Raw genomic sequence first — 26,645 nt, 5'->3', positions numbered from 1 at the left:
GGGCCATGACGCTGGTCATGACGCGTCCCCCATCCACCCTCGCCGACGACCTGGACATGATGCCGATCCGCTTCGGCCGTGCGGTCTGCGGCGACCTGCCCCAGGCGGAACGGCGGGAATGGTGGCTCGCCAACGGGCTCGGCGGATACGCCGCCGGGACCATCGCCGGCAGCCTGACGCGGCGCTACCACGGCCTGCTGGTCGCCCCGGTGGAGCCGCCGCTCGGTCGCCGGCTGGTCTTCGCCAAGGCCGACGCCACGCTGGTCGCCGACGGCCATGACTGGCCGCTCTCCACCAACCGCTGGGCCAGCGGTGCCGTGGTCCCGGCCGGATACGACCATATGGAGCGCTTCCACCTCGACGGGCGCATCCCGGCCTGGACCTTCGCCATCGCCGGCCGGCGGGTCGAGGCGCGGGTGTGGCTGGAGCAGGGCGCCAACACCGTCACCGCCGCGTGGCGCCTGCATTCCGACACGGACGACGGGAACGGCGTCTCCCTGCGCGTGTCCCTGCTGGTCAACGGCCGCGACCACCACGGCACCACCGACCGCCACGGCTTCACCCCGGATGTCCGCGTGGACGGCCCCGACCGCCTGCGCGTGGTCGAGCCCGGCGGATTCACGCTGACCCTCCACGCCCCTGGCGGACGGATCGAGCCCCGCCGCGACTGGCACGCCGACTTCCTGCTGCCCGTGGAGGAGGAGCGCGGCCTTCCGCCCGTGGACCATCACCTGTGCGTGGGCGAGGCGGTCTTCGACCTGCGCCCCGGCCACTGGGTCGGCGTGGTCGGCAGCCTGGAGGCGGAGGCCGACATGGACATCGCCGCATCCCTTGCCCGCCGCCGCGCACAGGAGGCCGCGGTGCTGGCGACGGCCGACGACGCGCTGCCGGACATGGCCGCGTCCCCCGGCTGGGTGCGGCGGCTGGTGTTGGCCTGCGACAGCTTCCTCTTCGCGCGGCCCCTGCCGGGGGTGCCGGACGGGCAATCGGTGATCGCGGGATACCCGTGGTTCGGGGACTGGGGCCGCGACACGATGATCGCCCTGCCCGGCCTGACGCTCGCCACCGGGCGGGCCGACAGCGCGCGGCGCATCCTGGAGACCTTCGCCCGCCTCATCGACCGGGGCATGCTGCCCAACGTCTTCCCCGGCGCCGGGGAGCGGGCCGACTACAACACGGTGGACGCGGCGCTCTGGTATGTCGAGGCGTGGCGGGCCTATCTGGACGCCACCGACGACGTGACGGCCCTGGCCGGCGCCTTCCCGGTGCTGGCGGGCCTCATCGGCGAACACCGCCGCGGCACCCGCTACGGCATCGGCGAGGATCCGGCCGACGGCCTGCTGCGCGCGGGGGAACCGGGGCTGCAATTGACCTGGATGGACGCCAAGATCGGCGACTGGGTGGTCACCCCCCGCCACGGCAAGCCGGTGGAGATCAACGCGCTGTGGTTCAACGCGCTGCGTGCCATGGCCGGCTTCGCGGACCGGCTCGGCCAACCCGCCGCCGTTTACCGCGAGGCGGCGGAGCGGGTGCGGCGTTCCTTCGGGCGCTTCGTCCGATCGTGCGGCGGCCTTTACGACGTGATCGACGGACCGGACGGCGACGACGCCTCCATCCGCCCCAACCAGATCTTTGCCGTCAGCCTGCCGCACTCCCCGCTGGAGCCCGCCGTGCAGGCCCGCGTGGTCGCGGAATGCCGGCGGGAGCTTCTGACCAGCCACGGCCTGCGCTCCCTGGCGCCGGACCATCCCGACTACCGCGGCCATTACCGCGGCGGCGTGTGGGAGCGCGACGGCGGCTACCACCAGGGACCGGTCTGGGCGTGGCTGCTCGGTCCCTTCGCGCTGGCCGTACATCGCGTCACCGGTGATGCGGAGGCCGCGCAGCGCCTTCTGGAGCCCATCGCCGACCACCTGACCGACGCGGCCCTCGGTCAGGTCAGCGAGATCTTCGACGGGAATCCGCCGCACACGCCGCGCGGCTGCCCCGTCCAGGCCTGGTCGGCCGCCTGCGTGCTGGAGGCGTGGTGGCGGCTGGAACAAGCAAAATCATCGAACGGGAGGATCTGAACCATGCGAAACGCGGAACGGCAACGGCTCGAAGCCCAGCGCTCCGGCACCGGGAACTGGCGGCTGTGGGGCCCCTACCTGTCGGAACGGGCCTGGGGCACGGTGCGGGAGGACTACAGCCCCCACGGCACCGCCTGGGAGGACTTCAGCCACGATCAGGCGCGATCCCGCGCCTACCGCTGGAGCGAGGACGGACTGGCCGGAATCAGCGACGACCGGCAGCGGCTGTGCTTCGCGCTCTCCCTGTGGAACGGCCGCGACCCGATCCTGAAGGAGCGCGCCTTCGGCCTGACCGGAAACGAGGGCAACCGCGGCGAGGATGTGAAGGAGTTCTATTTCCACCGCGACGCCACGCCGAGCCATTCCTGGCTGCGCTACCTTTACAAATACCCGCAGGCCGAATTCCCCTACGGCCGCCTGATCTTCGAGAACCGGATGCGCGGGCGCACCGACCCGCCCTTCGGGCTGCTCGACAGCGGGGTGTTCGATGACGGCCGCAACTGGGATGTGGAAGTGACCCACGCCAAGGCCGGCCCGGACGAGATCCACATCCGCATCGAGGCCGCGAACCGCGGCCCCGAACCCGCCACCCTGCACCTGCTGCCCACCCTGTGGTTCCGCAACACATGGTCCTGGACCGACGGAGCGCCGCGCCCGCGGCTCCGCGCCATCGACCCGCCGGCCGGCGCCGCCTGGGCGATCCGGGCGGAGCATCCGGAGCTTGGCGCCTACCACCTCTACGGTGCCGCCCCGGCCGAGCTGCTGTTCACCGAGAATGACAGCAACGCGGAGCGGTTGTGGGGCATCCCCAACGCCATGCCCTATGTGAAGGACGGCTTCCATCGCCGCGTGATCCAGGGCGAGACCGGCGCGGTCAATCCGGCACGGGAAGGCACCAAGGCCGCCCCCTGGTATGTCCTCGACGTGCCGGCGGGCGAGGCCCGCGCCGTGGACCTCGTGCTTTCCGCCACCCCCCTGCCCCAGCCCTTCGCCTGCACCGCCACCGTGTCCGCCGCACGCCGCAGCGAGGCCGACGCCTTCTATGACGCCCTGCTGCCCGACGCGGATGCGGAGGACAAGCGGGTGCTGCGGCAGGCGCTGGCCGGCATGATCTGGTGCAAGCAGTTCTTCCACTACGACGTGGCGCGCTGGCTGGACGGCGACCGGCTGCCGCCGCCGGACGGCCGCAAGGGGGGACGCAACCGGTCCTGGAGGCATCTGGCATCGTCCGACATCATCTCCATGCCCGACACCTGGGAGTATCCGTGGTTCGCCGCCTGGGATCTCGCCTACCACTGCGCGGCGCTGGCGCTGGTGGACGTGGACTTCGCCAAGGACCAGATCGAGGTTCTGCTGTCCGAACGCTTCCTGCACCCGAACGGCCAGATCCCGGCCTATGAGTGGGCCTTCGGCGACGTGAACCCGCCGGTGCACGCCATGGCGGCGCTGAAGGTCTTCCGGGCGGAGCGGGTGCAGCGCGGCGAGGGCGACACGCATTTCCTGCATCGCGTCTTCCACAAGCTGCTGCTGAACTATGCCTGGTGGGTGAACCGCAAGGACGCCGACGGGCACAACGTGTTCGAGGGCGGCTTCCTCGGCCTCGACAACATCTCCGTCTTCGACCGCTCGCAGCCGCTTCCGCCCGGCTTCAGCCTGAAGCAGGCCGACGCCACCGGCTGGATGGCCATGTTCGCGCTGAACATGGTGGTGATGGCGCTGGAACTGGCGGCGGAGGATCCGGATTACGAGGACATCGCCATCCAGATTTACCAGCAGTTTCTCGGCATCGCGAATGCCATCGGCGGCCATGTGCCGGGAGCGGTGTCGCTGTGGGACGAAGAGGACGGCTTCTTCAAGGACCTGATCGTGTGCCCGGACGGCAAGGTCTCGCGCGTGAACGTCTATTCCATGGTCGGGCTGATCCCGCTGTTCGCCACGGAGGTGGTGGACCGCCGCCTGCTGGAGCGGGTGCCGCGCTTCCGCCGCATGCTCACGACCCACAAGGGCGGCAAGTTCCAGGGCAGCTATGTCTGCGCCTGCCCGGACTGGGAGAACGACCGCGGCGAGCATCTGTTGGCCCTGGTCGACCACACCATGCTGCCGCGCATCCTGCAACGGTTGCTCGACCGCGACCAGTTCCTGTCCGACTACGGCATCCGCAGCGTCAGCCGCATCCACGCGGAGCACCGGCACCTCGGCGATCTGCCCGGCGTCGGACAGGCGCTGATCGACTATGTGCCGGGCGAGTCAACCTCGGGCCTGTTCGGGGGGAACTCCAACTGGCGCGGTCCCGTGTGGATGCCCGTGAACTACACGCTGGTACAGTCCATCGAGAAGTTCCACCGCTTCCTGGGCGACGCCTACCGCGTGCCGGTGCCGTGCCTGGACGGCCGGGAGCTGACCTTGAAGGAGATCGCGACGCTGATCGCCGACCGGCTGGTATCGCTCTACCGCCCCGACGGGGCCGGCCGGCGGCCGGTCTATTGCACGCAGCCGAACTTCCACGAAGACCCGCACTGGCGCGACCTTCTGCTGTTCTACGAATATTTCCATGCCGACACCGGGCAGGGATTGGGGGCCGCGCACCAGACCGGCTGGACGGGTCTGCTCGCCAACCTCGTGATGCGGCGCCACCGGACGGACATTCCGGACTATTGGAGGGCGCAGGCGCGGAGCGTGGAGGTGGTGGGAGCCTGACGGTTCACGCCCTCTCCCCTCCGGGGGATAGGGTGTCCGTCACCAAGTCGCACCATCCGGGAGTTGCCCCCCTCGGCTCGGTCGCGTCCCAGCGATAGCTTTGGGCCATGCGGATGGCGACCTGCTCCACGGGGGTGAAGCGGCGGCCGGCGACCGTCACCAGATGGATGGTCCGCGACACCTCCGGTTCGATGATCACCCGCGTCGAGAGGCCCGGCAGGATCGGCAGATGCTCCGGCATCACGGCGCAGCCCATGCCCGCGGCGATCATCGCCTGTACCCAGTCCTCCCGTTCGCTGTGATAGCGGATGTTCACGCTGTGCCGCTTCGGGATGCCCAGCGCCTCGAAATGGTAGCGGAACTCGCAGTGGACGCGCTGCAGGTAATCCTCGCCATCCAGTTCGCCGAGCGGAACGGCGTTCATGCCCTCGAACCGGTGCCCTTTCGGAAAAGCGATCAGGTAACGCTCCGAAAAGAGCGGCTTGGCCGTGCAGCGTTCCGGGAATGAGGGCAGCGCCACCAGCGCCACGTCCAGGTCGCCCGCCAGCAGCGCTTCCACCAGCGGCTTCGCCGGCATGTCCCGGATGATCAGGTCGAGCATCGGGATGCGGGTCCGCAACTGCTCCAGGAAGCCGACGAGGCGCGCCGGACCGATCGTGCACATCACGCCGAGCTTCAACGGCGCGCGGTCCATGGATCGGTACTGCTTCGCCTCGGCCAGCACGGCGGCGTTGGTGCTGTAGATCGCCTCCAGATGCGGCTGCACCAGCCGGCCGAGTTCCGTCAGGTGGGTGTTGTGATGCTCCCGGCTGAACAGCGGGCCGCCCATTTCGTCTTCCAGCTTCTGGATGGCGCGGGTCAGCGACGGCTGGGTGACGTTGCACTGCTCCGCCGCGCGCGTGAAGTTGAGCGTTTCCGCAACGGCGAGGAAGTAGCGGATCTGGTGCATCTCCATCGCAACCTCCAAGCGGTTGGTTCGCCCATAGCCGACGGCTATGCGGACAATAGGACCAAAGCATTTCATGCAGGTCCGGACAACGAATACTTTGGCTTCGTCAACCACTCCCCATGGCGGGAGAAACAACCAAAGGAGATGAGCAATGTCCGAAAAGATTAATGGCCTGACGATTGCCGCCGCTCTGGCCGGTGCCCTGTCCATGGCGTCCCTGCTGCCGGCCCATGGCGCCGCCGCGGCCGAGGCCGGCGGGCTGGAGAAATGCTACGGCATTTCCAAGGCGGGGCAGAACAGCTGCGCCAACGAGGCCGGCACCCATTCCTGCGCCGGCCAGTCGGCCAAGGACTATGACGGCGGTGAGTGGCGTGCCGTCCGGGCCGGCGTCTGCACCGAGATGGGCGGCAAGCTCGCCGCCTTCAACGGCGTCGGCATGCCCAAGGACATGACCAGGGCGGCGACCCCCGCCGCCCCGAAGAAGAGCTGATCCGGACCGCAGTCCCGGACCACCGCCGACCGCCGGAGACCCCCCGCCATGCTTCCCTCGACCAACGCAGCCACCGTCCCGTCCGTCTCCATCCCCCCGCGTGCGGGCATCGGGCTGCGGCACCGTCACGTCGCGGACTTCCTCACCGATCCTCCCGACGTGGCCTGGATCGAGGTGCACAGCGAGACCTATCTGGCGGCCGGCGGCCCCCGCCTGCGGGCGCTCGAGACGATCCGTCGGGATTACCCGCTCAGCTGCCATGGGGTCGGCCTGTCGCTGGGCTCCGCCGACGGGATCGATCCCCGCCACCTGGACCGGCTGGCGACACTGTACGACCGCCTCCAGCCGGACCTGGTCTCCGACCATCTGGCCTGGAGCACGGCGGGGGGAACCTTCCTGAACGACCTGCTGCCGCTGCCCTATACGGACGAAGCTTTGGAAATCGTCCGCCGCAACGTGGAGCGGGTGCAGGAAGCCCTCAAGCGCCCGATCCTGGTCGAGAATCCCTCGCGTTACCTGGATTTCGCACAATCCACCATCCCGGAAGCGGAGTTCCTGGCCGAACTGGTCCGCCGCACCGGCTGCGGCCTGCTTGTGGACGTCAACAACATCCATGTCAGCGCCCACAACACCGGCTTCGATCCGCTGGGCTACCTCGCCGCGATCCCCGCCGGTGCGGTGGGCGAAATCCATGTTGCCGGACACGCGGTGCACGACACCGGCTGCGGCACCCTGCTGATCGACGACCATGGCAGCGCCGTCGCCGATCCGGTCTGGACCCTGCTGGCCCAAGCTTTGCGCCGAACCGGCCCGCGTCCGGTACTGGTCGAATGGGACACCCGCGTGCCGGAGCTGCCGGTCCTGCTGGACGAAGCCGCGACGGCCGACCGCTTGCTCGCCCGCATCGACAAGGAGGCTCGCGATGCTGCGTGACCTGCAAGCCGCCATGCGGCGCGAGCTGCTGAGCGCCGGGACCGGCCTGCCACCCGGCGTGGTCGGGGACGCCATTCCGGCGCCGGTACGCTTCGCGATCCACGCCAACAACGTCGTCGGCTCGCTGGTGGCGGTGCTGGAGGCGGCCTTTCCGATGACGACAAGGCTGATGGGGCGACCCGCCTTCCGCACCGAGGCCCTGCGGTTCGTGCGTCGGCATCCGCCACGCGTGCCGCAGCTTCTGGCCTACGGTGACCGCTTTCCCGATCACCTCGACCGCAAGGCCGCGGCCCGCCCAACCGTGGTTTCACCGGCGGCCGGAGACCTGGCCCGTTTCGAATGGGCGTGGAACACCGCCTATTTTGCGGCTGATGCGCCGGTCCTGAATGTGGCCGCCGTCCGCGCCCTGCCGACCGAACGCTATCCCACGCTGCGGTTGGCGCTGCACCCGTCGGCCCATCTGCTGACCTGCGCCTACCCTGCGCTGGAACTGTGGGACGCTCTGCAGCGTGGTGAAAGCGTGGCGCCCGCCGCGCGGCCGCAGAAAATCCTGGTCGTCCGCCCGCTGCTGGAGGTGCAGTCCGTCATGCTCGGGCAGGGTGAGCTGACCCTGCTCATGGCCTTGTCGGCCGGCGCGGACCTCGCCCACGCCGCCATGGCGGCGTCCGAAACGGAAGCCGGTTTTGATCTCCAAGTCACGTTCCTGACGCACCTGCAGTTGGGAACCTTCACCGCCTTCACCGACCCCCTGGCCGAGGCCCCGCTGTAAGGCCCACCGCTGCGTGAGGAACAAACCATGTCGCACGTTGCCATCGACCGTCGTCTTCGCAACCGGCGCGCCCTCCGTGAGGTGTCCGCCCTGATGGACACCGCAATCGGCCGCCTGAACGCCTGGGGAGCGCCGCTCCTGCAACTCGCCCTGAGGCTGTGGATCGCGCGTGTCTTCTTCAATTCCGGCCTGACGAAAATCCAGGATTGGGACACGACCGTCCTGCTGTTTCAGGAAGAGTACAAGGTTCCACTCCTGCCACCGGACCTGGCCGCACTGCTCGGCACAGCCTTCGAACTCGGAATGCCCATCCTGCTCGTCGCCGGCCTGATGACCCGGGTGGCCGCGCTCCCGTTGCTTGGCATGTCGCTCGTCATCCAGTTCGTGCTGGGCGCCGCCAATCCGGCCTACAATTCGATCGAGCACTTTTATTGGATGTTCCTGCTGCTGGCGATCCTCGTGCACGGACCCGGCCGCCTCTCGCTCGACCATATGATCCGAAACCGGATCACCCGCTCATGACCCGGGTTGCGCATCAAGGCTGAACGCTCCCGGAGGCAGGGACCACGGCAAGCCCGGCACGCACTCCGCGGCCGGGCCGTCTTGTGGAACGGAAAAGCATGGCACCTGCTGCGCGACTTCCTGCGTCACGTGCTGGCCAGGGACGATGTCTGGATCGCCACCGGCGCGGAGATCTCCGCCCATTACCGTGCCTGCGAAGCGGCCTGAAGGCCAGAGCCGGGGACCGCTCAGCTCTTGGCGATCTCGCCCAGCACATCCTTGGCGAGGCTGCGGATATGCCGCTCCATGGCGGCCCTGGCCTCCGCCGCATCGCCGGTCTCCAGTGCTGCGATGACGTCGAGATGCTCGTCGCAGTCGGGACGGATACGCGACGGCAGGCCGGACAGCTCGAACAGGCGCGTCGTCACCCGCAGGTCACGGATGATCTGCGCCAGCACCGCGTTGCCGGACGCCTCGGCGATCAGGGTGTGCAGTTCCTCGTCGGCCGCCCAATGGTCCTCGAAGCGGATCTTGGGCTCGTCGCGCAGCCGCAGCATCTCTGCCTTCATCGCCTGCAGCCGGACCGGATCGATCCGCGACGCGGCGGCGGCGATGGCCTCCCCCTCCAGGATCTCGCGCAGGCGCATGCTCTGGAAATATTCGCGGTTGGAGACCTCGCGCACCCGGTAGGGGCGGTTGAACTCCTTGCGGATCAGCCCCTCGCTGGCCAGCCGCACCAGCGCCTCGCGGATCGGCGTGCGCGAGATGCTGAGCGCGGTGGCCAGCCGGTCTTCGACGATCACCTCGCCGCTGGGGATGCGGCGGTCGAGGATCATCTCCAGGATGGTGCGGTAGGCCATGCTCGCCAGATTCACGCCGGCCGGATTCGCACCTGCTGCGGCCGGCGTCGCGGCTTTGGAATCGTCCATGTCCATGCTCATACCAAGTCCTGCCACCTGACGCTGATCTTCCCCTAACAAAGCAGACGAACCGTTGTCCTGCAAAGGTTCTGATCGGCCTGTCCGCCGGGGTAGGGGGCGACGCCGCGTCCGGGCGGGTTTCAGTGCTGCAAAATCTTGGCGAGGAACTGGGCGGCGCGCTCCGACCGCTGGGTCTCGAAGAACTCGGTCTTGGTGCAGTCCTCGATGATGCTGCCATGGTCCATGAAGATCACCCGGTGGGCGACCTTGCGGGCGAAGCCCATCTCGTGGGTGACGCAGATCATCGTCATGCCCTCGTTGGCCAGCTCGACCATCACGTCGAGCACTTCGTTGATCATCTCCGGATCGAGCGCCGAGGTCGGCTCGTCGAACAGGATGGCGATGGGGTCCATCGCCAGGGCGCGGGCGATGGCGACGCGCTGCTGCTGGCCGCCGGAAAGCTGGCCGGGGAACTTGTGCGCCTGGGTGGCCAGCCCGACCCGCGCCAGCAGCGCCTCGCCCTTCGCCTCCGCCTCGTCCGTCCGGCGGCCCAGCACCTTGCGCTGGGACAGGGTCAGGTTCTGCATGATGGTCAGGTGGGGGAACAGCTCGAAATTCTGGAACACCATGCCGACGCGCGCGCGCAGCGCCGACATCTTCGTACCCCGCGCGCCGACATCCATGCCGTCCACCCGGATGCGGCCCGACTGGAAGGGCTCCAGCCCGTTGACGCACTTGATCAGCGTCGACTTGCCCGACCCGGAGGGGCCGCAGACCACCACCACCTCGCCCTTCCGCACGGTGGTCGTGCAGTCCTTCAGGACCTGGAAGGTGCCATAGTTCTTGCTGACATTCTCGATGGCGATCATGGGGGAATCTCTTGGCGATGGGGGCGTTGGACGGGTGAGGGCACGGCTCAGCCGAACCGGTCGATCAGGAAGGGGGTCGGGTCGATGTCGGTGCGGCCGTCGAGCAGCAGGTCGGCGGTCATGCGGGCGACGACCGGCGCCAGGGTGAAGCCGTTGGACGTCACCGTGTTGAAGAATCCCGGCAACCCCGGCACCGGGCCGAGGATCGGCGCGCCGTCGATGTTGATGTTCATCGCCGCCCAGGCGCGGACCACATGCAGCCCGGCGATCTGCGGCAGCACATGGCGGGCGACCCACAGATTGCCCTCGATGCTGGAGCGCGACACCGTGTTGAAGCGGCGCGCCGGGTCGAAGACGGCGGTCCAGGCGCCGCCGATGATCAGCCCGCCGGTGACCGCCTGCTTCAGGCTGAGATGGCGGTCGGCATGGGCGACGAGCTGGCTGACCAGCTTGGGCGCCGGCTCGGTGACGATCATCTGCAAAGGCGCGCTGTGGACCGGCACGTCGATGCCGACCAGCCGACCGGTCTCGCGCGCCCAGGGGCCGCTGGCGTTGATGATCTGCCTGGCCCGGATGCGGCAGCGCGAGGTCTCGACCCGCCAGCCGCCGCCCTCGACCGCCGGAGCGGCGGCGATGCCGGTGACGTTGACCCCGCGCAGGAAGCGGGCACCCTGACGGCGGGCCTGCTCCAGCACGGCGTAGGTCGCGCGCAGCGGGTTGATCTTGCCCTCCTGCGGGGCGTATTCGGCGCCGATCAGCCCGTCCGACAAGGCGGGGGCGAGGCGGCGCAGCTCGGCGGCGTCGATGATGGCGTTCTCGACGCCGTAGCGCCGCTCCAGCGCCGCCTTGGCGCGCAGGAACTCCATGCCGGCCGGGCTGTCCGCCACCATCAGCCCGCCGGTGACCGCCAGTTCGAAGTCGGCGCCGCAAGCCTTTTCCAGCTCCCGCCACAGCGCGATGGAGCGCGGGCCGAGCGTCAGCGTCGCCGCCGCCGGCCCGCCGCCCGCCTCGGCCTTGACGCCGAAATCGAAGGACAGCAGCTGGACATGCAGGCTGCCGGCATTGGCGCCCGATGCCTGGAGGTTGGTGTCGCCACGCTCGACCACCAGCACGTCGCGGCCGGCCTGGGTCAGGTAATAGGCGAGGCAGGAGCCGACCACGCCGCCGCCGACGATCAGGATCTCGGCCTCCTGGTCGGGCAGCGGGCCGTCCTCCAGCGGGCGGGCAAGGTTCGGCGTGATGGCGCGCTGGTGGCCGCCCCATTCCGGCTTCTCGAAGGCGAAGGCCCCGGCCGGCGTCGGCTTGGCCGGCAGGCGCGGCGCCAGATACTGGTCGGGTGACCGCGGCCGTCCGGTCGTCTGCTCCAGCAGCAGGGCGGCGGTCGCGGCGCAATAGCGGCCCTGGCAGCGCCCCATGCCGAGCCGGGTGTTGCGCTTCAGCGCCGCGAGGCTGTCATGGCCGGCGGCGATCTCGGCCCGGACCCGGCCGAAGGTGACCTCCTCGCAGCGGCACAGCATCGCCTCGTCGGGCACAATGTCCAGCCGTGGCGGCGGCGCCCGGTAGATCGACCACAGCGCCGCCTGGAACCCCTCGGCCCGCCGCAGGTCGGCCAGCGCCCGCCGGCCCTCCTCCGGGTCGCTGTCGCTCAGGCCGAGCTGGGTGGTGGCGGCGATGCCGGCGAGGCGTCCGCGCGCCTGCGCCACCTTCGACCCGCCGAGATCGACGCCGTCGCCGACGGCGAACACCCCCGGCACGCTGGTGGCGCCATCCACCGCGATCTCGGTGGCGAGATAGCCGAGATGGCGGTCGGCCAACCGGTGGGCGCAGCCGAGCGCGCGGGCGATCTCGGTCGAAGGAATGAAGCCGTAGCCCAGGCACAGCGCATCGGCCGCAGCGGTGACGGCTTCATCCAGCCGGGGAGCGCCATCGGCAGCGAGCGGAGCGTAGCGCACCCGCTCCAGCCGGCCCTCCCCTTCCGCTGCAACGATGCCGTGCCCCCACAGCACCGGCACCCCGGCGCGCCGCAGCCTCAGCAGATAGCGGGCGCCGTCGCCGATCAGGCCGGGAGCGGCGCGCAGTGCCGTCAGCATCTGCCGCCATTGGGCGGGCGACGGACGCGGCGCGCTCTCCAGCACGGCAGCCACCTCGACCCCGCCCTCCACCAGTTCGCAGGCCAGTTGCAGGTTGAGCGGGCCGTTGCCGGCGACCAGCACCCGGCGGCCGGGCGCCACGCGATAGGCGCGCGCCAGGGTCTGGCCGGCCCCGGTGGTCATCACGCCGGGCAGCGTCCAGCCGTCGAAGGGGGACGGCCGCTCATAGGCGCCGCCGGCGATCACCAGCCGGCGCGGCCGGTAAACGATCTCGCGCCCGGCGACGACGGCGACGACCTCGTCAGGGGCATGGGCGCCCCACACCGTCGCCTCCTGATCGATGGTGACGCCGGCCGCCTTCGCCGCGTCGAGCTGGGCGAGGCCGGCGCGGAACTGGCGGTCGGTCGGCCGATCGGATCGGTGCGAGGGGGCGAGCGGCTTGAAATACTGCCCGCCGCTCTGCGGCCGCTCATCCAGCACCACCACCCCGGCGCCACGCCGCGCCGCCGCTTCCGCCGCCGCCAGACCGGCAGGACCAGCGCCGATCACCAGCACATCGACCACCCGCTCCTCCGGCGCCCCGCCCTCCGGCGGCGGCACCAGCGGGGCCAGCGGATCCTCCGGCGTGCCGGCCGGCGGCTGCGAGCGGATGGTCTGGCCGTCGGCCACCTTGGTCAGGCAGGCGCGCTGGCTCGCCTTGCCGTCCACCGTCACCAGACATTCGAAGCAGGCGCCCATGCCGCAATAGAGGCCGCGCCGGCCGCCGTCGCGGCTGTGGCGGTAGGCGGCGACACCGTGCGCCGCCAGGGCCGCCGCCACCGTCTCCCCCGCCAGCGCGGGAATCCGCTCGCCGTCATAGGTGATCTCGATGGGAGCGCCATTGCGGCGGACGCTTGGATGTTCGAGGCGCATGGGCGGTCGGCTGTGTCCGGATTGCGGTGGAAAGCGGCTTTTCGAGGGTGCGTCAAATTGCGCTGGATTCCTGTATACAGATAGTATACGAGTAGTATTTAGGCAAGGTTAAAAATTAGGCAGGAGTTTGGGGGAACCCATGACGGCATTGCGCGGCACCTACACGGTCCTCATCACCCCCTTCACCGCCGATGGCGGCGCGGTGGATGTTCCGGCCTTGAAGACGCTGGTGAACTGGCAGATCGAGCAGGGCATCCACGGGCTGATCCCGCTCGGCAGCACCGGCGAGTTCCTGTCGATGACCGCGGAGGAGCGGGCCCAGGTCATCGAGATCTGCGTGACCGAGGCGGCGGGCCGCGTGCCCGTGCTGATCGGCACCGGCGCCGAATGGACGCGCGACGCCGTCGCTCTCGCCAAGGAGGCGGAAAGCATGGGCGCCGACGGGGTGATGGTGATCCCGCCCTATTACAGCTCGCCCACGCCCGACGAGCTGTTCGAGCATTACCGCCGCATCGGCGAGGCGATCTCGCTGCCGGTGATGATCTACAACAACCCGGCGACCGCCAATGTCGACCTCACCCCGCCGATCGTCGCGCGGCTCAGCGAGATCGACAATGTCCTCTACATCAAGGAATCGACGCTGGAGGTGACGCGGGTCCGCGACATCATCGAACTGTGCGGCGACCGCATGACGGTGTTCGCCGGCATCCTCGGCTACGAATCCTTCTGGCTCGGTGCCCAGGGCTGGGTCGCCGTCTGCTCCAACCTGATCCCGCGCGATTCCGCCCGGCTGTTCGAGCTGGTGGCCGACCATGGCGACAAGTACCAGGCGCTGGCGCTCTACAGGAAGATGCTGCCCATCGTCCGCTGGGTCGGCGGCCACCGCTACGTCGCCGCCTCGAAGACCGGGCTGGGCATGATGGGCCTGCCGGTCGGCGCCCCCCGCGCGCCGCGCCTGCCGCTGCCGGAGGCCGATGCCGAGGCCCTGCGCGCCGATCTGGCGGCCTACGGCCTGATCGATTCCCTCGCCTGATCATTTCGCCCGAACACGAAAGAAGGGGACCACGATGACCATTCGCACGCTGCTGATCGCCGCCGGCCTGACCCTGTTCGTTCTTCCTGCTGCTGCACAGACCGCCTGCAAGCCGGCGGTCGCCGATTCCGAGCTGGTCAAGCCCGGCACGCTGGTGATGTCGACCAACCCGACCCTGCCGCCGATGCAGTTCGTTGATTCGAACGGCCAGCTGAAGGGCATGCGCATCACGCTGGGCAACGAGATCGCCAAGCGCCTGTGCCTGACCCCGGAATATGTCCGCATCGAGTTCTCGGCGATGATCCCCGGCCTCCAGGCCGGCCGCTGGGACCTGATCAACACCGGCATCTTCTGGACCGAGGAGCGGGCCAAGATGATGCCGATGATCAACTATGAATCGCAGGCGGTCAGCATCTCGGTGGCCAAGGGCAACCCGCTGAAGATCACCAAGCCGGAGGATCTGTCGGGCCGTCCGGTCGGCGTCGAGCTGGGCGGCTTCGAGGAGCGCAAGCTGCGCGAACTCGACAAGATGGTGACCGCCAAGGGGCTGAAGCCGATCGAGATCAAGACCTTCGACAATTTCGCCACCGCCTATCAGGCGCTGCGCGCCGGTCAGACCGAGGCGTCGGTGGCCATCGACCCGACGGCGGCCGAATACGCCAAGCGCGGCGATTTCGACCGCGCCCTGCACGGCCTGTTCCCGACCCCGGTCGCCCTGGCGATGAAGAGCAAGGCGCTGAGCGAGGCCGTGGTCGGCGTCCTCAACGACATGCAGAAGGACGGTTCGTACAAAAAGCTGATGGATGAGTACGGCCTGCTGCCCAACGACGGTGCCTTCAAGGTCAACGGCCCCGGCATGTGAGACGCGGGCCAAGGGAGGGGGAACGCGGGCGGCGGCGGAAGGGACCTCTCCCCGCCGCCGCCCGCGCATCGGACAAGAGTGAAAAGGTGACGGAATGACCAGCGGCTGGAACTGGGACGGTTTCTTCGAGTACCTGTTCAACGGGTACCTGTTCAGCGGAGCAATCACCACCCTGTGGCTGACCCTGGCGGGCATCGCCGGCGGCCTCGTGGTCGGCTGCCTGCTGGCGCTGCTGCGGCTGTCGCCCTACCGCTGGGTCGCGCGGGTGGCGCAGGCCTATATCTGGGTGTTCCGCGGCACGCCGCTGCTGGTCCAGCTCATCATCATCTACACCGGCCTGCCGCAGATCGGCATCAAGCTGTCGGTCACGGAATCGGCACTGATCGGCCTGATCCTCAACGAGGCCGCCTATCTGGCCGAGATCATCCGCGGCGGCATCCTCGGCGTCGCCGCCGGGCAGAGCAACGCCGGCCGCGCGCTCGGCCTGAATTCGGCCCAGGTGATGGTCTACATCGTGCTGCCGCAGGCGACGCGCATCATCATCCCGGCGCTGGGCAACAGCGTGAACGGGCTGCTGAAGACGACCTCGGTGACCTCCGTCATCTCGATGGAGGAGCTGCTGCGCAGCACCCAGCTGCTCATCCAGGAACGCTTCATGGTGCTGGAGCTGTTCACGGTCGCCGCCCTCTATTATCTGCTGATGACTTCGCTGTGGGACATCGTCCAGCGCCGCATCGAGCGCCATTTCGGCCGCGCCTACCGCAACATCGCCATCGTCGACGGCCAGTGAAAAGGCGTTCGGCCATGAGTTCTCCCCTCTCCCCGGCCCTCCCGCCATCCTCCCGGACCGCCAACCTCGGCGACCGGGCCTTCGCGCACCTGCGCGAGCTGATCCTCAGCCGCCAGATTCCCGGCGGCGCCGAGGTGCCGGAGGGGAGGCTGGCCGAGCGGCTGAACGTGTCGCGCACGCCGATGCGCGAGGCGCTGGTCCGGCTGGTCGGCGAGGGGCTGCTGGAGCGCACCAGCGAGCGCAGCTACCGCGTCCGCGTCGTCTCGGCCCGCGAGTTCTTCGAATGCATGCAGATGCGCGAGCTGCTGGAGTGCCACGCCATCGAAACCGCGGTGCCGCTGGTCGGCGATGCCGATCTTGCCGAACTGCGGCGCGGGCTCGACGCGCTGGAGGGCGGCGAGGACGACATGCAGCATTGGCTCTACGACAACCATTTTCACAGCTTCTTCGCCCGCGTCAGCGGGAACGCGACGCTGGCCGAGACCATTACGCGCATGCGGGTGGTCGCCCGCCTGTTCCGCATCTCCAGCGCCTTCCACCGCAAGAGCGAGATCGACGCGGAGCACCGGGCGGTGCTGGATGCGGTGGAGCGGCGCGACGCCGCTGCCGCCAAGGCCGCCATGCTGGCGCATCTGCGCAACCTCCAGGACGACGCCCGCCGCGCCATCGCCGCCGAAGCCAATCCGGCCGGCTATTTCCTGTAATTTCAGTTTTCCGTGATCTCGGCAACCGCAAAACCCGTCCTTCGGGACCCAGGGAGAGTTCCATGCCGCAGTTCGATACCGTAATCCGCCATGGTACGCTGGCCACCGCGTCCGACGTGTTCGCCGCCGACCTCGGCGTGATCCGCGGACGCATCGCCGCCATCGGGGCCGGTCTGGGGCCGGGCACCCGCGAGATCGACGCGACCGGCAAGCTGGTGCTGCCCGGCGGCGTCGACGGCCATTGCCACCTCGACCAGCCGACCAGCGACGGCTCGCAATCGGCCGACGATTTCGAGACCGGCACCCGCTCGGCGGCCTGCGGCGGCACCACGACGGTCATCCCCTTCGCCTGCCAGTTCAAGGGCCAGTCGCTGCGCGACGCGGTGACCGACTACCACCGCCGCGCCGACGGCAAGGCGGTGATCGACTACGCCTTCCACCTTATCGTCAGCGATCCGACCGACCAGCTCCTCGGCCAGGATCTGCCGGCGCTGATCCAGGACGGCTACACGTCGTTCAAGATCTACATGACCTACGACGACATGAAGCTGAACGACCGGCAGGTGCTGGAGCTGCTCGGCGTCGCCCGGCGCGACGGCGCCATGGCGATGATCCATGCCGAGAATGCCGACTTCATCGGCTGGCTGACCGACAGGCTGCTCGCCGCCGGCCACACCGCGCCGCGCTACCATGCCGATTCCCGGCCGATGCTGGTGGAGCGCGAGGCGACCCACCGCGCCATCGCCATGGCCGAGCTGGCCGACGTGCCGATCCTGATCGTCCATGTCTCGGGCCGCGAGGCCATCGAGCAGATCCACTGGGCGCAGGGCCGCGGCATGCGCATCTACGCCGAGACCTGCCCGCAATACATGGTGCTGACCGAGCATGACCTGCACGGCCACGGCATGGAGGGGGCCAAGTGCATCTGCTCTCCGCCGCCGCGCGACAAGGCCAACCAGGCGGCGGTCTGGGACGCACTGGCCGGCGGCACCTTCCACATCGTGTCGTCCGACCATGCCCCGTTCCGCTACCAGGACCCCAAGGGCAAGATGCTGCACGGCGCGAACACACCCTTCAACTGGATCCCCAACGGCGTTCCGGGCATCGAGACGCGGCTGCCGATCCTGTTCTCCGAAGGGGTGAAGAAGGGCCGCATCAGCCTGCAGCGCTTCGTCGAGCTGTCCTCGACCAACCCGGCCAAGATGTACGGCCTGCATCCGCGCAAGGGCAGCCTCGCCATCGGCGCCGACGCCGACATCGTGATCTACGATCCCGACCGCAAGGTGACCATCACCAACGCCATGCTCCACCACAATGTCGACTACACCCCCTACGAGGGGCTGGAGGTGACCGGCTGGCCGGAGACCGTGCTGTCGCGCGGCGAGGTGGTGGTGGAAGGCGGCGCCTGCATGGCCCAGCCCGGCCGCGGCGCCTTCCTGCGCTGCGACACGCCGGATCTGGCACGGCCGAAGGTCGGCGCCGCCTGAAGAGACAGTCACCCCACCCGATCACCACAACATGTGAGGAGCACCCAAGCATGGACGCCCTGACCATCACCGCCGGCCCCTTCACCTTCGGCGCCCGTTTCGAGACGGCCGCCGCGCCGAAGACCTGCGCCAAATTCCGCAGCCTGCTGCCTTACGAGGGGCAGATCGTCCATGTCCGCTGGAGCGGCGAAGGCGTGTGGATCCCGCTGGGCGACACCGATTTCGGCCTCGGCTACGAGAACCACACCAGCCATCCGGCGCCGGGCCAGATCATCCTCTATCCCGGCGGCATCAGCGAGACCGAGATCCTGCTGGCCTATGGCGGCGTCCAGTTCTCCAGCAAGATGGGCCAGCTCGCCGGCAACCACTTCATCACCATCACCGACGGGCTCGAAAATCTGGCGGAACTCGGCAAGCGCACCCTGTGGCAGGGGGCGCAGCCGATCCGCTTCGAACTGGCCCGCTGATGGCGAAGCCGGTTCCGGATCACACGACCTTCTCCCGCAGCAGCGCCGACCTTGAGGTCGCGTCGGCGCTGGTCGGCTCGGCTGGGCCGGTCACATCGCACGCGCCTTGAGCAGAAAGTCGTCGACATTCTGCCGCAGACGGTCGGCTTCATCGGACAGGCCGGAGGCGCCGGCCAAGACCTGATGGGCGGCCGTTCCCGTGTCGACGGCTGCGTTTCTCATGCCGACAACGCTGGTGGCGATTTCCTGCGTGCCGACCGCGGCCTGCTGGATGTTGCGGGCGATCTCCTCGGTGGCGGCGCGCTGCTCCTCGATGGCCGACGCGATGGTCTGGGCGACCCCGCTCATCTCGCCGACCGTGCGGCTGATGTCCTGCATGGCCGAGACCGTCTGCGCGGTCGCGAAGCCGATGGCGTCGAGCTTGCCACTGACCTCCCCGGTCGCCTCGGAGGTCTGGCGGGCCAGCGCCTTGACCTCGGCGGCAACCACGGCGAAGCCCTTGCCGTGCTCACCGGCGCGGGCGGCTTCGATCGTGGCATTCAAGGCCAGCAGGTTGGTCTGCGAGGCAATGGCATTGATCAGCTGAACGATGTCGCCAACCTGGCGCGTGACCTTGGTAAGGTCCTGGATGACCACATTCGTATGCTCCGCGCGCTGCATGGCCGCCTCGGAGATGCCGGAGGCCAGCGCCACCTGCCGGCTGATCTCGGCCACGGACGCGGCCAGCTCCTCGGTTGCCGTCGCCACGGTCTGCACATTGGCGGAGGTCTGTTCGGTCGCCGCCGCGATGTGTCCCGCCCGATGACTGGCCTCCGTCGCCATGCCCGACATCTGCTCGGCGTCCTGGCGCATCTTCTGGCTCGCCCGGGTGACGTTGGTCACCACCAGGCCGACGCCGTTCTCGAAGCGGTCGGCACTCGCTTTCAGTTCCCGGTCCTGCGCCTCCATCAGGTCGCCGGCCCGGTTGATGTCCACCGCAGCGCCCCGGAATGCTCCGGGCAGCCCGCGCAGCAGGACCTTGCGATGATAGCGGCCCTGGCTCACCGCCACCATCGAGCCGCTTGCCTCACGCACGAAGGCATCCGTGACATCAAGCAGGGCATTGAGGTTCCGGTGCAGCAGGCCGACCGCACCGGAGTCCGGCGCGCCGAGGGCCCTTGATTCCAGGTCGCCCTGCGATGCTTTGATGCACACCGCCGTCATCCGGAGAAGAGCACGGTCGGTGCGTCCGACCATCATTGCCGCCACCGCCGTAAGGGATCCGGCAAGCAGCGGGAAACCGACCGTCGTCAGGGATGCCCCCTCTCCAACGGCGGACAGCAGGGCCTGCACGGACATCACCATCAGGGCGCCGAGCAGCAGGCACTGGATTTTAGATGGAGAAGGCGAATTGTTCATAATTGAGTCCCCGCTCGCTCAGGGTTGCCATCAGCGTCGCATGGGCTTGCGCCATCCCATCCTTGCGATTTGGCCACCGCTCCTCCTGCTCCCGCAGCATCCGGTACAACGGCGCGATGCGGGCAACCTGCTCGGGCGTGGGTTTGCGTCGGTTGGAGTGGAAGCCGATCATCCTGCCATCCACGTCCCGGCTTGGTGTCACATGGGCGAACACCCAATAATGATCGCCGTTGCTGGCCAGATTGAGAACATAGGCAAACATCTCGCCGCCGTTCTGGATGGTGTCCCACATCAGCTTGAACACACAGCCCGGCATGTCCGGATGCCGGATAATGTTGTGCGGGGCTCCGACGATTTCTTTGAAATCATACCGCGACACCCGGAGGAACACATCATTGACGTAAGTGATTCGGCCTTTCAGATCCGTCTTGCTGACGATGATTTCATTTTCGCCAAATGGACTCTCAACGCCGCTTGGCGTGATCACTGGACGAACCATGCGCCCCTCCCCCAAGAACCACCTTGTTTGCGTCCAATCGGCAAGCCGATCCAATCAAAAGCCATATCGATTTTTAATAGGAACCAATCGGGTTTCCATAAGAAAATTCGCAATAGGAAAGTAATATTTTCTTAACCAAGTGCTTCAATCCTGACTGAACCGTAATGTTCCCATGTTTCGTTTCTGAAGCCAGTATTTCCGTTTGGTTATTTCATATTTCCAAAAACCCATCTCCCTTCCAGCGGGGCGGAACTTCCTTCAAATCCGGCTGTGATAATTGGTCAATATTTGATCCAAGTCATGGACGTGCGGTGCTCCGCGCAATGGCGAGCGTGTCGCGCAGGGGGAGCCGGTTCCGGCATGGGATCCTGCATTCCCCGGTCATGTCGCCGAAGCTTTTGATCCTGACAAGGCAGGATCAAGAGCCGTTGGTATAAGAAGGGCGCGCCAAGAGGAAACAGGCGGTCGCGCAGGAGGTCAACGACCGGCCGGCCTTTGACCACTCCATGTAACAAGGTCTGGTGCTCCAATAAGCACCAGACAGACTCTATGGAAGGCGGAGAGCGCATAGCGGAAGACCAGCCTGCTGCTCCCTATTCCTCGCGGAACGCTTTCCGGAAGCCGTCCTCGATGGGCTGCACGAGGTAGTGCAGCAGGGTGCGTTCGCCGGTGACGATCAGCGTTTCGACCGGCATCCCCGGCAGAAGATGGATGTCCGGGAGACGGTCGAGCTGGCCGGCATCGACGGCGACGCGGGCCTGGTAATAGGGCTGTCCGGTCCGCTCGTCCGTCACCGCGTCGGCAGAGACGCGGAACACCGTGCCGTCCAGCTGTGGTGTCGTCCGGCTCTTGAACGCGCTCAACACCACCTTGGCCGGCAGGCCGGCATGGACCACGTCGATGTCCGTCAGGCTGACACGGGCTTCGACCACCAGACGGTCATCCAGAGGCACCAGTTCCAGCACCGTCTCCCCCGGCGCCACGACGGCTCCGGAGGCGAAGCGGCGCAAGGCCATCACCGTGCCGGCTTCCGGTGCCAGCAGGTCGCGCCGCTCCAGGCGGATGCGGGCGGCCGACAGCTTTTCCTCCGTCTCGGCACGGCGGATCTGCACATCGCGCAAATCCGCCGCCACCTCGCTCTGCCGGTCGTCGCGCAGGGTGAGGATCTCCTGTTCGGCCTGGGCGATGCCTTCGCGCGCCTGGGCGATCCGGTTCGCGAGGTCGCCCTGTCCGCCTTCCAGCTCGACCGCCTGCCGCATCAGGGCGAGCAGGCGCGGCTTGCGCTCCAGCCCCTTGCCGACCATGTCGGCGACGGCGTCGGTCTCTTCCCGGATCAGGGCCAGCTGCCTGACCCCGGCCTTGCGCTGTTCCTCCAACCCGGCGATCTGCGCCTCCAGCTGCGCGATGCGCTGCCGGGTCACCAGGATGCGCCCCTCCAGGCTGGCTTGGCGGCTGGTGAATATGCGCTCCTGTCCGGCGACGATTTCCGCCACCGCCGGATCGCCGGCGGCAAGGCGTTGCGCCAAGGGCGGGATTGGCGCAAGGAACAGGGCACCGTCGCGTTCGGCCAGCAGGCGGGCCTCCTGAGCCAGCAGGGAGCAGAGTTGCCCATCCAGCAGCGTCACGGTGGACCGGGCCTCCAGATCGTCGAAGCGGATCAGGGGTTGTCCGGCGGTGACCCGGTCGCCGTCCCGCACCAGGATTGCCGTGATGATGCCACCGTCCAGATGCTGCACGGCCTTGCGGTTGCTGTCGGCAGTGATCGTTCCCGAAGCGACCGCGGCGCTGGCCAGCGGCGTAAGGGCTGCCCAGGCGCAGAAGCCGCCGAAGCCCGCCAGCGCGAGCCCCAGCCCTGCGGCGACGAGGCGCCCGACCGGCGGGTGCGCCAATGGATCACAGGTCATTCCGGCTCCACGCTGTGCAGTTTCGGTGCCGGTGCCGCCGGAGGTCCAGGACGGTCGCCTGCACCTTTAGGAAGCGCCGATTGGGCCGCCACCGGATGCATCGTCCGGCGTTTCAAGGCTTCCAGAACCTCGGCGCGCGGGCCGAAGGATTCGACCCGGCCGTCGCGCAGGGCCAGGATGCGGTCGACCTGGGCCAGCGTGCCGGGGCGGTGGCCGATGACGATCACGCAGGCCCCGCGTTCCTTCAGGGCGGTGATCGCGCGGTTCAGCGCCTGCTCGCCTTCGGCGTCGAGACTGGCGTTCGGCTCGTCCAGCACCACCAGCTTCGGGGCGCCGTACAGCGCGCGGGCAAGCGCCACCCGCTGGCGCTGGCCGCCGGACAAAAAGGCGCCGCCGTCGCCGACCTGGGTGTCGTAGCCCTGCGGCAGACGCAGGATCATGGCGTGGCAGTCGGCCAGGGTCGCGGCCTCCACCACGGCCTGCGGATCGGGTTCGCCCATCCGGGCGATGTTCTCGGCCACGCTGCCGGCGAACAGCTCTACATCCTGCGGCAGATAGCCGATATGCCGGCCGACGTCGTCGCGCCGCCACTGGAACAGGTCCGCCCCGTCGAGCCGCACCACCCCGGCAAGCGGCGGGTGCAATCCGACCAGCAGGCGCGCCAGCGTGGATTTGCCGGCGGCCGACGGTCCGATGACTGCCAGGGCTTCTCCCGGCCGGGCGTCAAAGGAGATGTTGTGCAGCACGGTCCGTCCCGGTGCCGCGCCGCCCGATCCCCCGCCCGATCCCCCGTCGCCGATCCGGAAGGCCACGTTGCGCACGGCGAGCTGCCCTGCCGGCTCCGGCAGCGGCAATCCGGGCACACGGCGCCGAGGTCGCCTGAAGGCGGCGGACAGGCGCCGCCAGGCTTCCCGCCCGGCGCTGACCTGCCGCCAGCCGCCGATGGCCTGCTCGACCGGAGACAGGGCACGCCCGACCACCAGCGAGGAGGCCATCATGGAACCGGCTCCCATCTCGTGGCGCACCACCAGCCAAGCCCCGGCGCCGAGCAAGGCCACCTGCACGAGTTGGCGCACGAACTTGGTGATGTTGAGCAATACCGCGCCGCGGCGATGCGCGCGGTCCTGCGCATCCAGGGCATGGCTGTGGTCGCGGCCCCAGCGGCGGGCAAGTCCGGGCAGCAGATGCATGGCGTCCACCACCTCGGCATTGCGCAAGGCCGCCTCGGCGGTGGCGATCGCGCGGTTGCTGGCGGCCGTGGCATTGCGCAGGCAGGCGCGGGTGATCCGGTCGTTGATCAGCGCCAGGATGAACAGCAGCGCGGCGGAGGTCACCGCCAGATGCCCCAGCACGGGGTGGAGCGCGTAGATCAGTGCGAGGTAGACCGGGACCCACGGAACATCGAACAGGAAGGTGGCGCCGTTGCCGAGAACGCTGTGCAGCGTGCCAATGTCCTTCAGCAGGGCGGTTCCCTCCCGCCGTCCAAGCAGAGTTCCCTCGACCATCCGTTCCAGGATCGGCGGGGCGAGGCGGCGCTCCAGCCAGTCGCCGAGCGTGCCCAGCAGCCGGGTCCGCACGAAATCGAGTGCGCCCAGCAGGGCTAGCGCACCAGCGGTGATCAGCGACAGGAACAGCAGCGTCGGCAGGCTGCCGGAGGGCAGAACACGATCGTAGACCTGCATCATGTAGAGTGACGAGGTCAGCATCAGGACGTTGATCAGCAGGCTGAATCCCGTTGCCCAGATCAAGGGGGGCCGGCAACGGGACAGGAGATCGCCCATGCCTTCTTCCACGCTTGTTACGTTGCCAGGATGCCCCGGCTGTTCCGTAATATTGGCATTAAACACAATAGGACTGGCCTTCCGGTAAGTTGTGGCCCTCTGTTGCTTTTTGACCTATCTCTTCCTTGACTGGGATGCGGCGATCGTTTGGATCGGACTCCAACCGGATCGATCATTCCGATTGGGAGTTCTTATTTTTGACCGCGCATGCCATCGAAGACCGACGAATGCCGAGGCTGAAGCAAGCCGCATGCTACACTCGGAAATACGGACGTATTTCGGTGCGAATGATGACCTCCGAACGGCCTTCGATGGTGAGCATGCGATTTTTTTATGCGGTTACATTCGGAACATTTATCCAGTCGCTGAACCAGTAATTGGTTCCGTTAACGTTCAGATATTCAATACGCCCTGCGCCAAAAGCACTTCCATTATAGAAGTTCTGCACCTCGACCAGTTCATCAAGATTCCCGTCTTGGGCGTCGACATCCGTATAGATAATGACGTGGTTTGAGCTATGGCCAATGACAGATGCAGACTTGATCGTGAGTTGCGTAATGTTTGAAACGCCGTCAATTCGCAGGGTGTCATACTCACCTTGGGAATCGTATATCACGTCCCGTCCGTCGGAGTTGAAAGTAAAACCGTAAAAATCATTCATCTGTCCTCCGTAAAGAACATCATTGCCGGCTTGCCCATACAAGACATCTTGGCCGCCATCGCCATTATAATCGCCATACAGAATGTCGTTACCGGCGCCACCATAAAGAGTGTCGTTGTTATACTCTCCAACGAGAGTATCGTTGCCATTTCCCCCGCTCAGCAAGTCGTCGTTCGTCCAACCCCAGATCAGATCATCACCGTCATCACCGTAAAGGCTGTCGTTTCCTGAATCTCCGTCAATGGTGTCGTTTCCACCATTTCCATAGATGGCGTCCGCGGCGGTCGATCCGACAAGATTATGAGGATCGTTGTCATCAAAAATGGTAGTCATGATGTTTTCTCCGGTAAATATCAAAAACAATAAGCAAATCCCAGAGATTCTGATACGTGTCAATGCCAAACTCCAAAGTGGGCCGTAAATATCTGCGTATGCATATGCATCAAAGTGAAAAGCTTCATTTGCGAAACTTTAAAATTAGAATGCTAATTGTTAGAGATCTAACCAACTGAATTGTTGGGATTCAATGTTTTTTAACTTTTCGCGATGATCTTCCAATGATCGGCATCGCGCGTTCATTCGCTTGAGCAGGGCGCCTGCCCCACAGGGAGGTTGGGATGAACATTTTCTCGGCAACCACCAAGGCCGCTCAGTCGGCGGCCACGGCAACGTGGAAACCGGTGTCGAGCGGAAGCGGCCCTGGGAACGACGGCGCTGCGGTGCTTGGCGCGCTGAAACAGGGACAGACCGATCAGGTCTCGGTCAGCAAGCTCGGCCAAGCCTTGACGGGAGTTGCCGCCGATGCCTTCAACCATTTGAACGGCAAGGCAAAGGGATTCCTGGAAAAACTTGTCAATTCCGGCAAGATCAGCGCAGATGAAGTGGCGTTGGGGCTACGTTCGGCTGCCAGTGAAGCGACCTTCAACCGGTATGTCGCCGAGCGTCCCCAGGATGAGGAGGACAAGCGGCGGCTCGCCGCGTCGAACGCCGTCTCCGACCGGATGCAGACCTATCTGGGCGGCCTTGAAACCGCACGCACCGCTTTCGGCGCGGCGCGGGACCAACTGCACGAACAGCAGGCTGCCGGCTTGCTGTCCGAGGCCGGAATGCAGGAGCAGCTGGCTCCACTGCAGGCTGGCTTCGACGCCTCCGCCCAGGAACTCGATTCCCAATACGGCAAAGCGGACCGCGACGCCGATTTGGCCAATTTGGGGGATGATGGCGGTTTCGCAAAGAATGTGAACGGGTTCAATGCCGCCATGGCCGTCGGCACGGACAAGGACGGCTTCGTCAACCCGACCTCTTCGGAGGGAAAGGCGGCGGGCGCCAAGCTGTTCCAACTCGGCTTCGGCCCGGAGATGTTCGGTTCGGCCTTCGACGACTTCGCCGCGACGGTGGATGTGCCGGGCATCGGTCGCAAATCCTCTTCTACGGCTTCGCAAGCAGCGCCATCCGATCCGACCGAACCCGCCACCCCCGCAAGCATCGCCCCGGCAGGTGCCGCCGATTCGGCATCCTCCGTGACCACATCGCCATCGGCGGGAACCCCGACGACCATCGCCGATCCGGGCAAGGCCAAAGCGGCTCTCTCGATGCTGCGGGATGCCTTGGAGAGCAATGGTGCCGGAAGGAAAGCTGGGGGCATCCTCGTCGCCACCACTGACGAAGAGGCAGATGCCGGCATCGCATCTTTGATGGAAACTTTGAAGGCTGGAGGGGCGTCGTCCTCTCCATCCGTCAAGATCGAGAGCTGACGGACATTGGTGGTCGAGGCTGAGGAAGGTTCTCGGCCGGTCTTCCCGGACTGAACAGGCCGACGAGCGGGGCGCATGAACGCGTCTTTCCTGTGAATGCAATGAG

Annotated in this window: 23 protein-coding genes; 14 read left to right on the top strand and 9 right to left on the bottom strand. The window is 67.3% G+C overall.

Features of this window, described 5'->3' with window-relative positions; all coding sequences use genetic code 11:
• Positions 1-5: 5 nt before the first annotated feature.
• Positions 6-2,069 (top strand): amylo-alpha-1,6-glucosidase, encoded by a 2,064-nt coding sequence (locus J2848_RS15830; RefSeq protein WP_211103153.1) that lies wholly within the window; start codon positions 6-8, stop codon positions 2,067-2,069.
• 3 nt (positions 2,070-2,072) lie between these two features.
• Positions 2,073-4,766, top strand: a complete 2,694-nt coding sequence (locus tag J2848_RS15825; protein WP_149231815.1) for an MGH1-like glycoside hydrolase domain-containing protein — start codon at positions 2,073-2,075, stop codon at positions 4,764-4,766.
• Between the two features lie 4 nt (positions 4,767-4,770).
• On the opposite strand, the gene J2848_RS15820 is transcribed toward J2848_RS15825, so the two are convergent.
• Positions 4,771-5,721: a LysR family transcriptional regulator gene (locus J2848_RS15820; RefSeq protein WP_170307050.1), complete on the bottom strand. Its 951-nt coding sequence runs from the start codon at positions 5,719-5,721 to the stop codon at positions 4,771-4,773.
• A 145-nt stretch (positions 5,722-5,866) separates the two neighbouring features.
• Between J2848_RS15820 and J2848_RS15815 the strand changes: the two genes are divergently transcribed.
• From J2848_RS15815 to J2848_RS35925, 5 genes are all read left to right on the top strand, one after another.
• On the top strand, positions 5,867-6,205 hold the full coding sequence (locus tag J2848_RS15815; RefSeq protein ID WP_149231817.1) for a BufA1 family periplasmic bufferin-type metallophore: 339 nt from the start codon (positions 5,867-5,869) through the stop codon (positions 6,203-6,205).
• A 48-nt stretch (positions 6,206-6,253) separates the two neighbouring features.
• Positions 6,254-7,138, top strand: a complete 885-nt coding sequence (gene bufB, locus J2848_RS15810) for an MNIO family bufferin maturase (protein WP_149231818.1) — start codon at positions 6,254-6,256, stop codon at positions 7,136-7,138.
• Entirely contained in the window at positions 7,128-7,907 is a 780-nt protein-coding gene (locus tag J2848_RS15805) for an HvfC/BufC N-terminal domain-containing protein (RefSeq protein ID WP_149231819.1), read from the top strand. The genes bufB and J2848_RS15805 overlap by 11 nt, the downstream gene beginning before the upstream one ends.
• 27 nt (positions 7,908-7,934) lie before the next feature.
• Entirely contained in the window at positions 7,935-8,429 is a 495-nt protein-coding gene (locus J2848_RS15800; RefSeq protein ID WP_246193902.1) for a DoxX family protein, read from the top strand.
• An 81-nt stretch (positions 8,430-8,510) separates the two neighbouring features.
• A complete protein-coding gene (locus J2848_RS35925; RefSeq protein WP_281288582.1) occupies positions 8,511-8,636 on the top strand; it encodes a hypothetical protein in 126 nt (41 codons plus the stop codon).
• 20 nt (positions 8,637-8,656) lie between these two features.
• Here J2848_RS35925 and J2848_RS15795 read toward each other — a convergent pair whose 3' ends face one another.
• The 3 genes from J2848_RS15795 to J2848_RS15785 form a co-directional block, all read right to left on the bottom strand.
• Positions 8,657-9,337, bottom strand: a complete 681-nt coding sequence (locus J2848_RS15795) for a GntR family transcriptional regulator (protein ID WP_246193903.1) — start codon at positions 9,335-9,337, stop codon at positions 8,657-8,659.
• A gap of 131 nt (positions 9,338-9,468) precedes the next feature.
• Positions 9,469-10,197: an amino acid ABC transporter ATP-binding protein gene (locus tag J2848_RS15790; RefSeq protein ID WP_149231821.1), complete on the bottom strand. Its 729-nt coding sequence runs from the start codon at positions 10,195-10,197 to the stop codon at positions 9,469-9,471.
• A 47-nt stretch (positions 10,198-10,244) separates the two neighbouring features.
• A complete protein-coding gene (locus J2848_RS15785; protein ID WP_149231822.1) occupies positions 10,245-13,199 on the bottom strand; it encodes an FAD-dependent oxidoreductase in 2,955 nt (984 codons plus the stop codon).
• Between the two features lie 139 nt (positions 13,200-13,338).
• Here J2848_RS15785 and dapA point away from each other — a divergent pair, with 139 nt between their 5' ends.
• From dapA to J2848_RS15755, 6 genes are all read left to right on the top strand, one after another.
• Complete coding sequence (dapA, locus tag J2848_RS15780; protein ID WP_149231823.1) at positions 13,339-14,232, top strand: 4-hydroxy-tetrahydrodipicolinate synthase; 894 nt, start codon at positions 13,339-13,341, stop codon at positions 14,230-14,232.
• A gap of 34 nt (positions 14,233-14,266) precedes the next feature.
• A complete protein-coding gene (locus J2848_RS15775; protein WP_211103154.1) occupies positions 14,267-15,094 on the top strand; it encodes an ABC transporter substrate-binding protein in 828 nt (275 codons plus the stop codon).
• 94 nt (positions 15,095-15,188) lie between these two features.
• On the top strand, positions 15,189-15,884 hold the full coding sequence (locus J2848_RS15770) for an amino acid ABC transporter permease (RefSeq protein WP_149231824.1): 696 nt from the start codon (positions 15,189-15,191) through the stop codon (positions 15,882-15,884).
• Between the two features lie 14 nt (positions 15,885-15,898).
• Positions 15,899-16,588: a GntR family transcriptional regulator gene (locus tag J2848_RS15765; protein ID WP_149231825.1), complete on the top strand. Its 690-nt coding sequence runs from the start codon at positions 15,899-15,901 to the stop codon at positions 16,586-16,588.
• 62 nt (positions 16,589-16,650) lie between these two features.
• Complete coding sequence (gene hydA / locus J2848_RS15760; protein ID WP_149231826.1) at positions 16,651-18,075, top strand: dihydropyrimidinase; 1,425 nt, start codon at positions 16,651-16,653, stop codon at positions 18,073-18,075.
• Between the two features lie 50 nt (positions 18,076-18,125).
• Positions 18,126-18,542, top strand: coding sequence for a DUF3830 family protein (locus J2848_RS15755; protein WP_042700347.1), 417 nt, complete (start codon positions 18,126-18,128; stop codon positions 18,540-18,542).
• Between the two features lie 90 nt (positions 18,543-18,632).
• On the opposite strand, the gene J2848_RS15750 is transcribed toward J2848_RS15755, so the two are convergent.
• The 5 genes from J2848_RS15750 to J2848_RS15730 form a co-directional block, all read right to left on the bottom strand.
• Entirely contained in the window at positions 18,633-19,202 is a 570-nt protein-coding gene (locus J2848_RS15750; protein ID WP_246193929.1) for a methyl-accepting chemotaxis protein, read from the bottom strand.
• 712 nt (positions 19,203-19,914) lie between these two features.
• Positions 19,915-20,439, bottom strand: coding sequence for a PAS domain-containing protein (locus J2848_RS15745; RefSeq protein ID WP_149231828.1), 525 nt, complete (start codon positions 20,437-20,439; stop codon positions 19,915-19,917).
• 593 nt (positions 20,440-21,032) lie between these two features.
• The gene (locus tag J2848_RS15740; protein WP_149231829.1) at positions 21,033-22,343 is read right to left on the bottom strand and encodes an HlyD family type I secretion periplasmic adaptor subunit; all 1,311 of its coding nucleotides are present in this window, start codon (positions 22,341-22,343) and stop codon (positions 21,033-21,035) included.
• Entirely contained in the window at positions 22,340-24,124 is a 1,785-nt protein-coding gene (locus tag J2848_RS15735) for a type I secretion system permease/ATPase (RefSeq protein ID WP_149231830.1), read from the bottom strand. The genes J2848_RS15740 and J2848_RS15735 overlap by 4 nt, the downstream gene beginning before the upstream one ends.
• A gap of 331 nt (positions 24,125-24,455) precedes the next feature.
• Entirely contained in the window at positions 24,456-25,118 is a 663-nt protein-coding gene (locus J2848_RS15730; RefSeq protein WP_149231831.1) for a calcium-binding protein, read from the bottom strand.
• Between the two features lie 284 nt (positions 25,119-25,402).
• Here J2848_RS15730 and J2848_RS15725 point away from each other — a divergent pair, with 284 nt between their 5' ends.
• Positions 25,403-26,539: a hypothetical protein gene (locus J2848_RS15725; RefSeq protein ID WP_149231832.1), complete on the top strand. Its 1,137-nt coding sequence runs from the start codon at positions 25,403-25,405 to the stop codon at positions 26,537-26,539.
• Positions 26,540-26,645: the final 106 nt, after the last annotated feature.

Source organism: Azospirillum lipoferum, assembly GCF_024170005.1.
Classification (GTDB): domain Bacteria; phylum Pseudomonadota; class Alphaproteobacteria; order Azospirillales; family Azospirillaceae; genus Azospirillum; species Azospirillum lipoferum.
The sequence above is the reverse complement of the archived record's forward strand: the minus strand, read 5'-3'. Positions and strand labels throughout refer to the sequence as shown.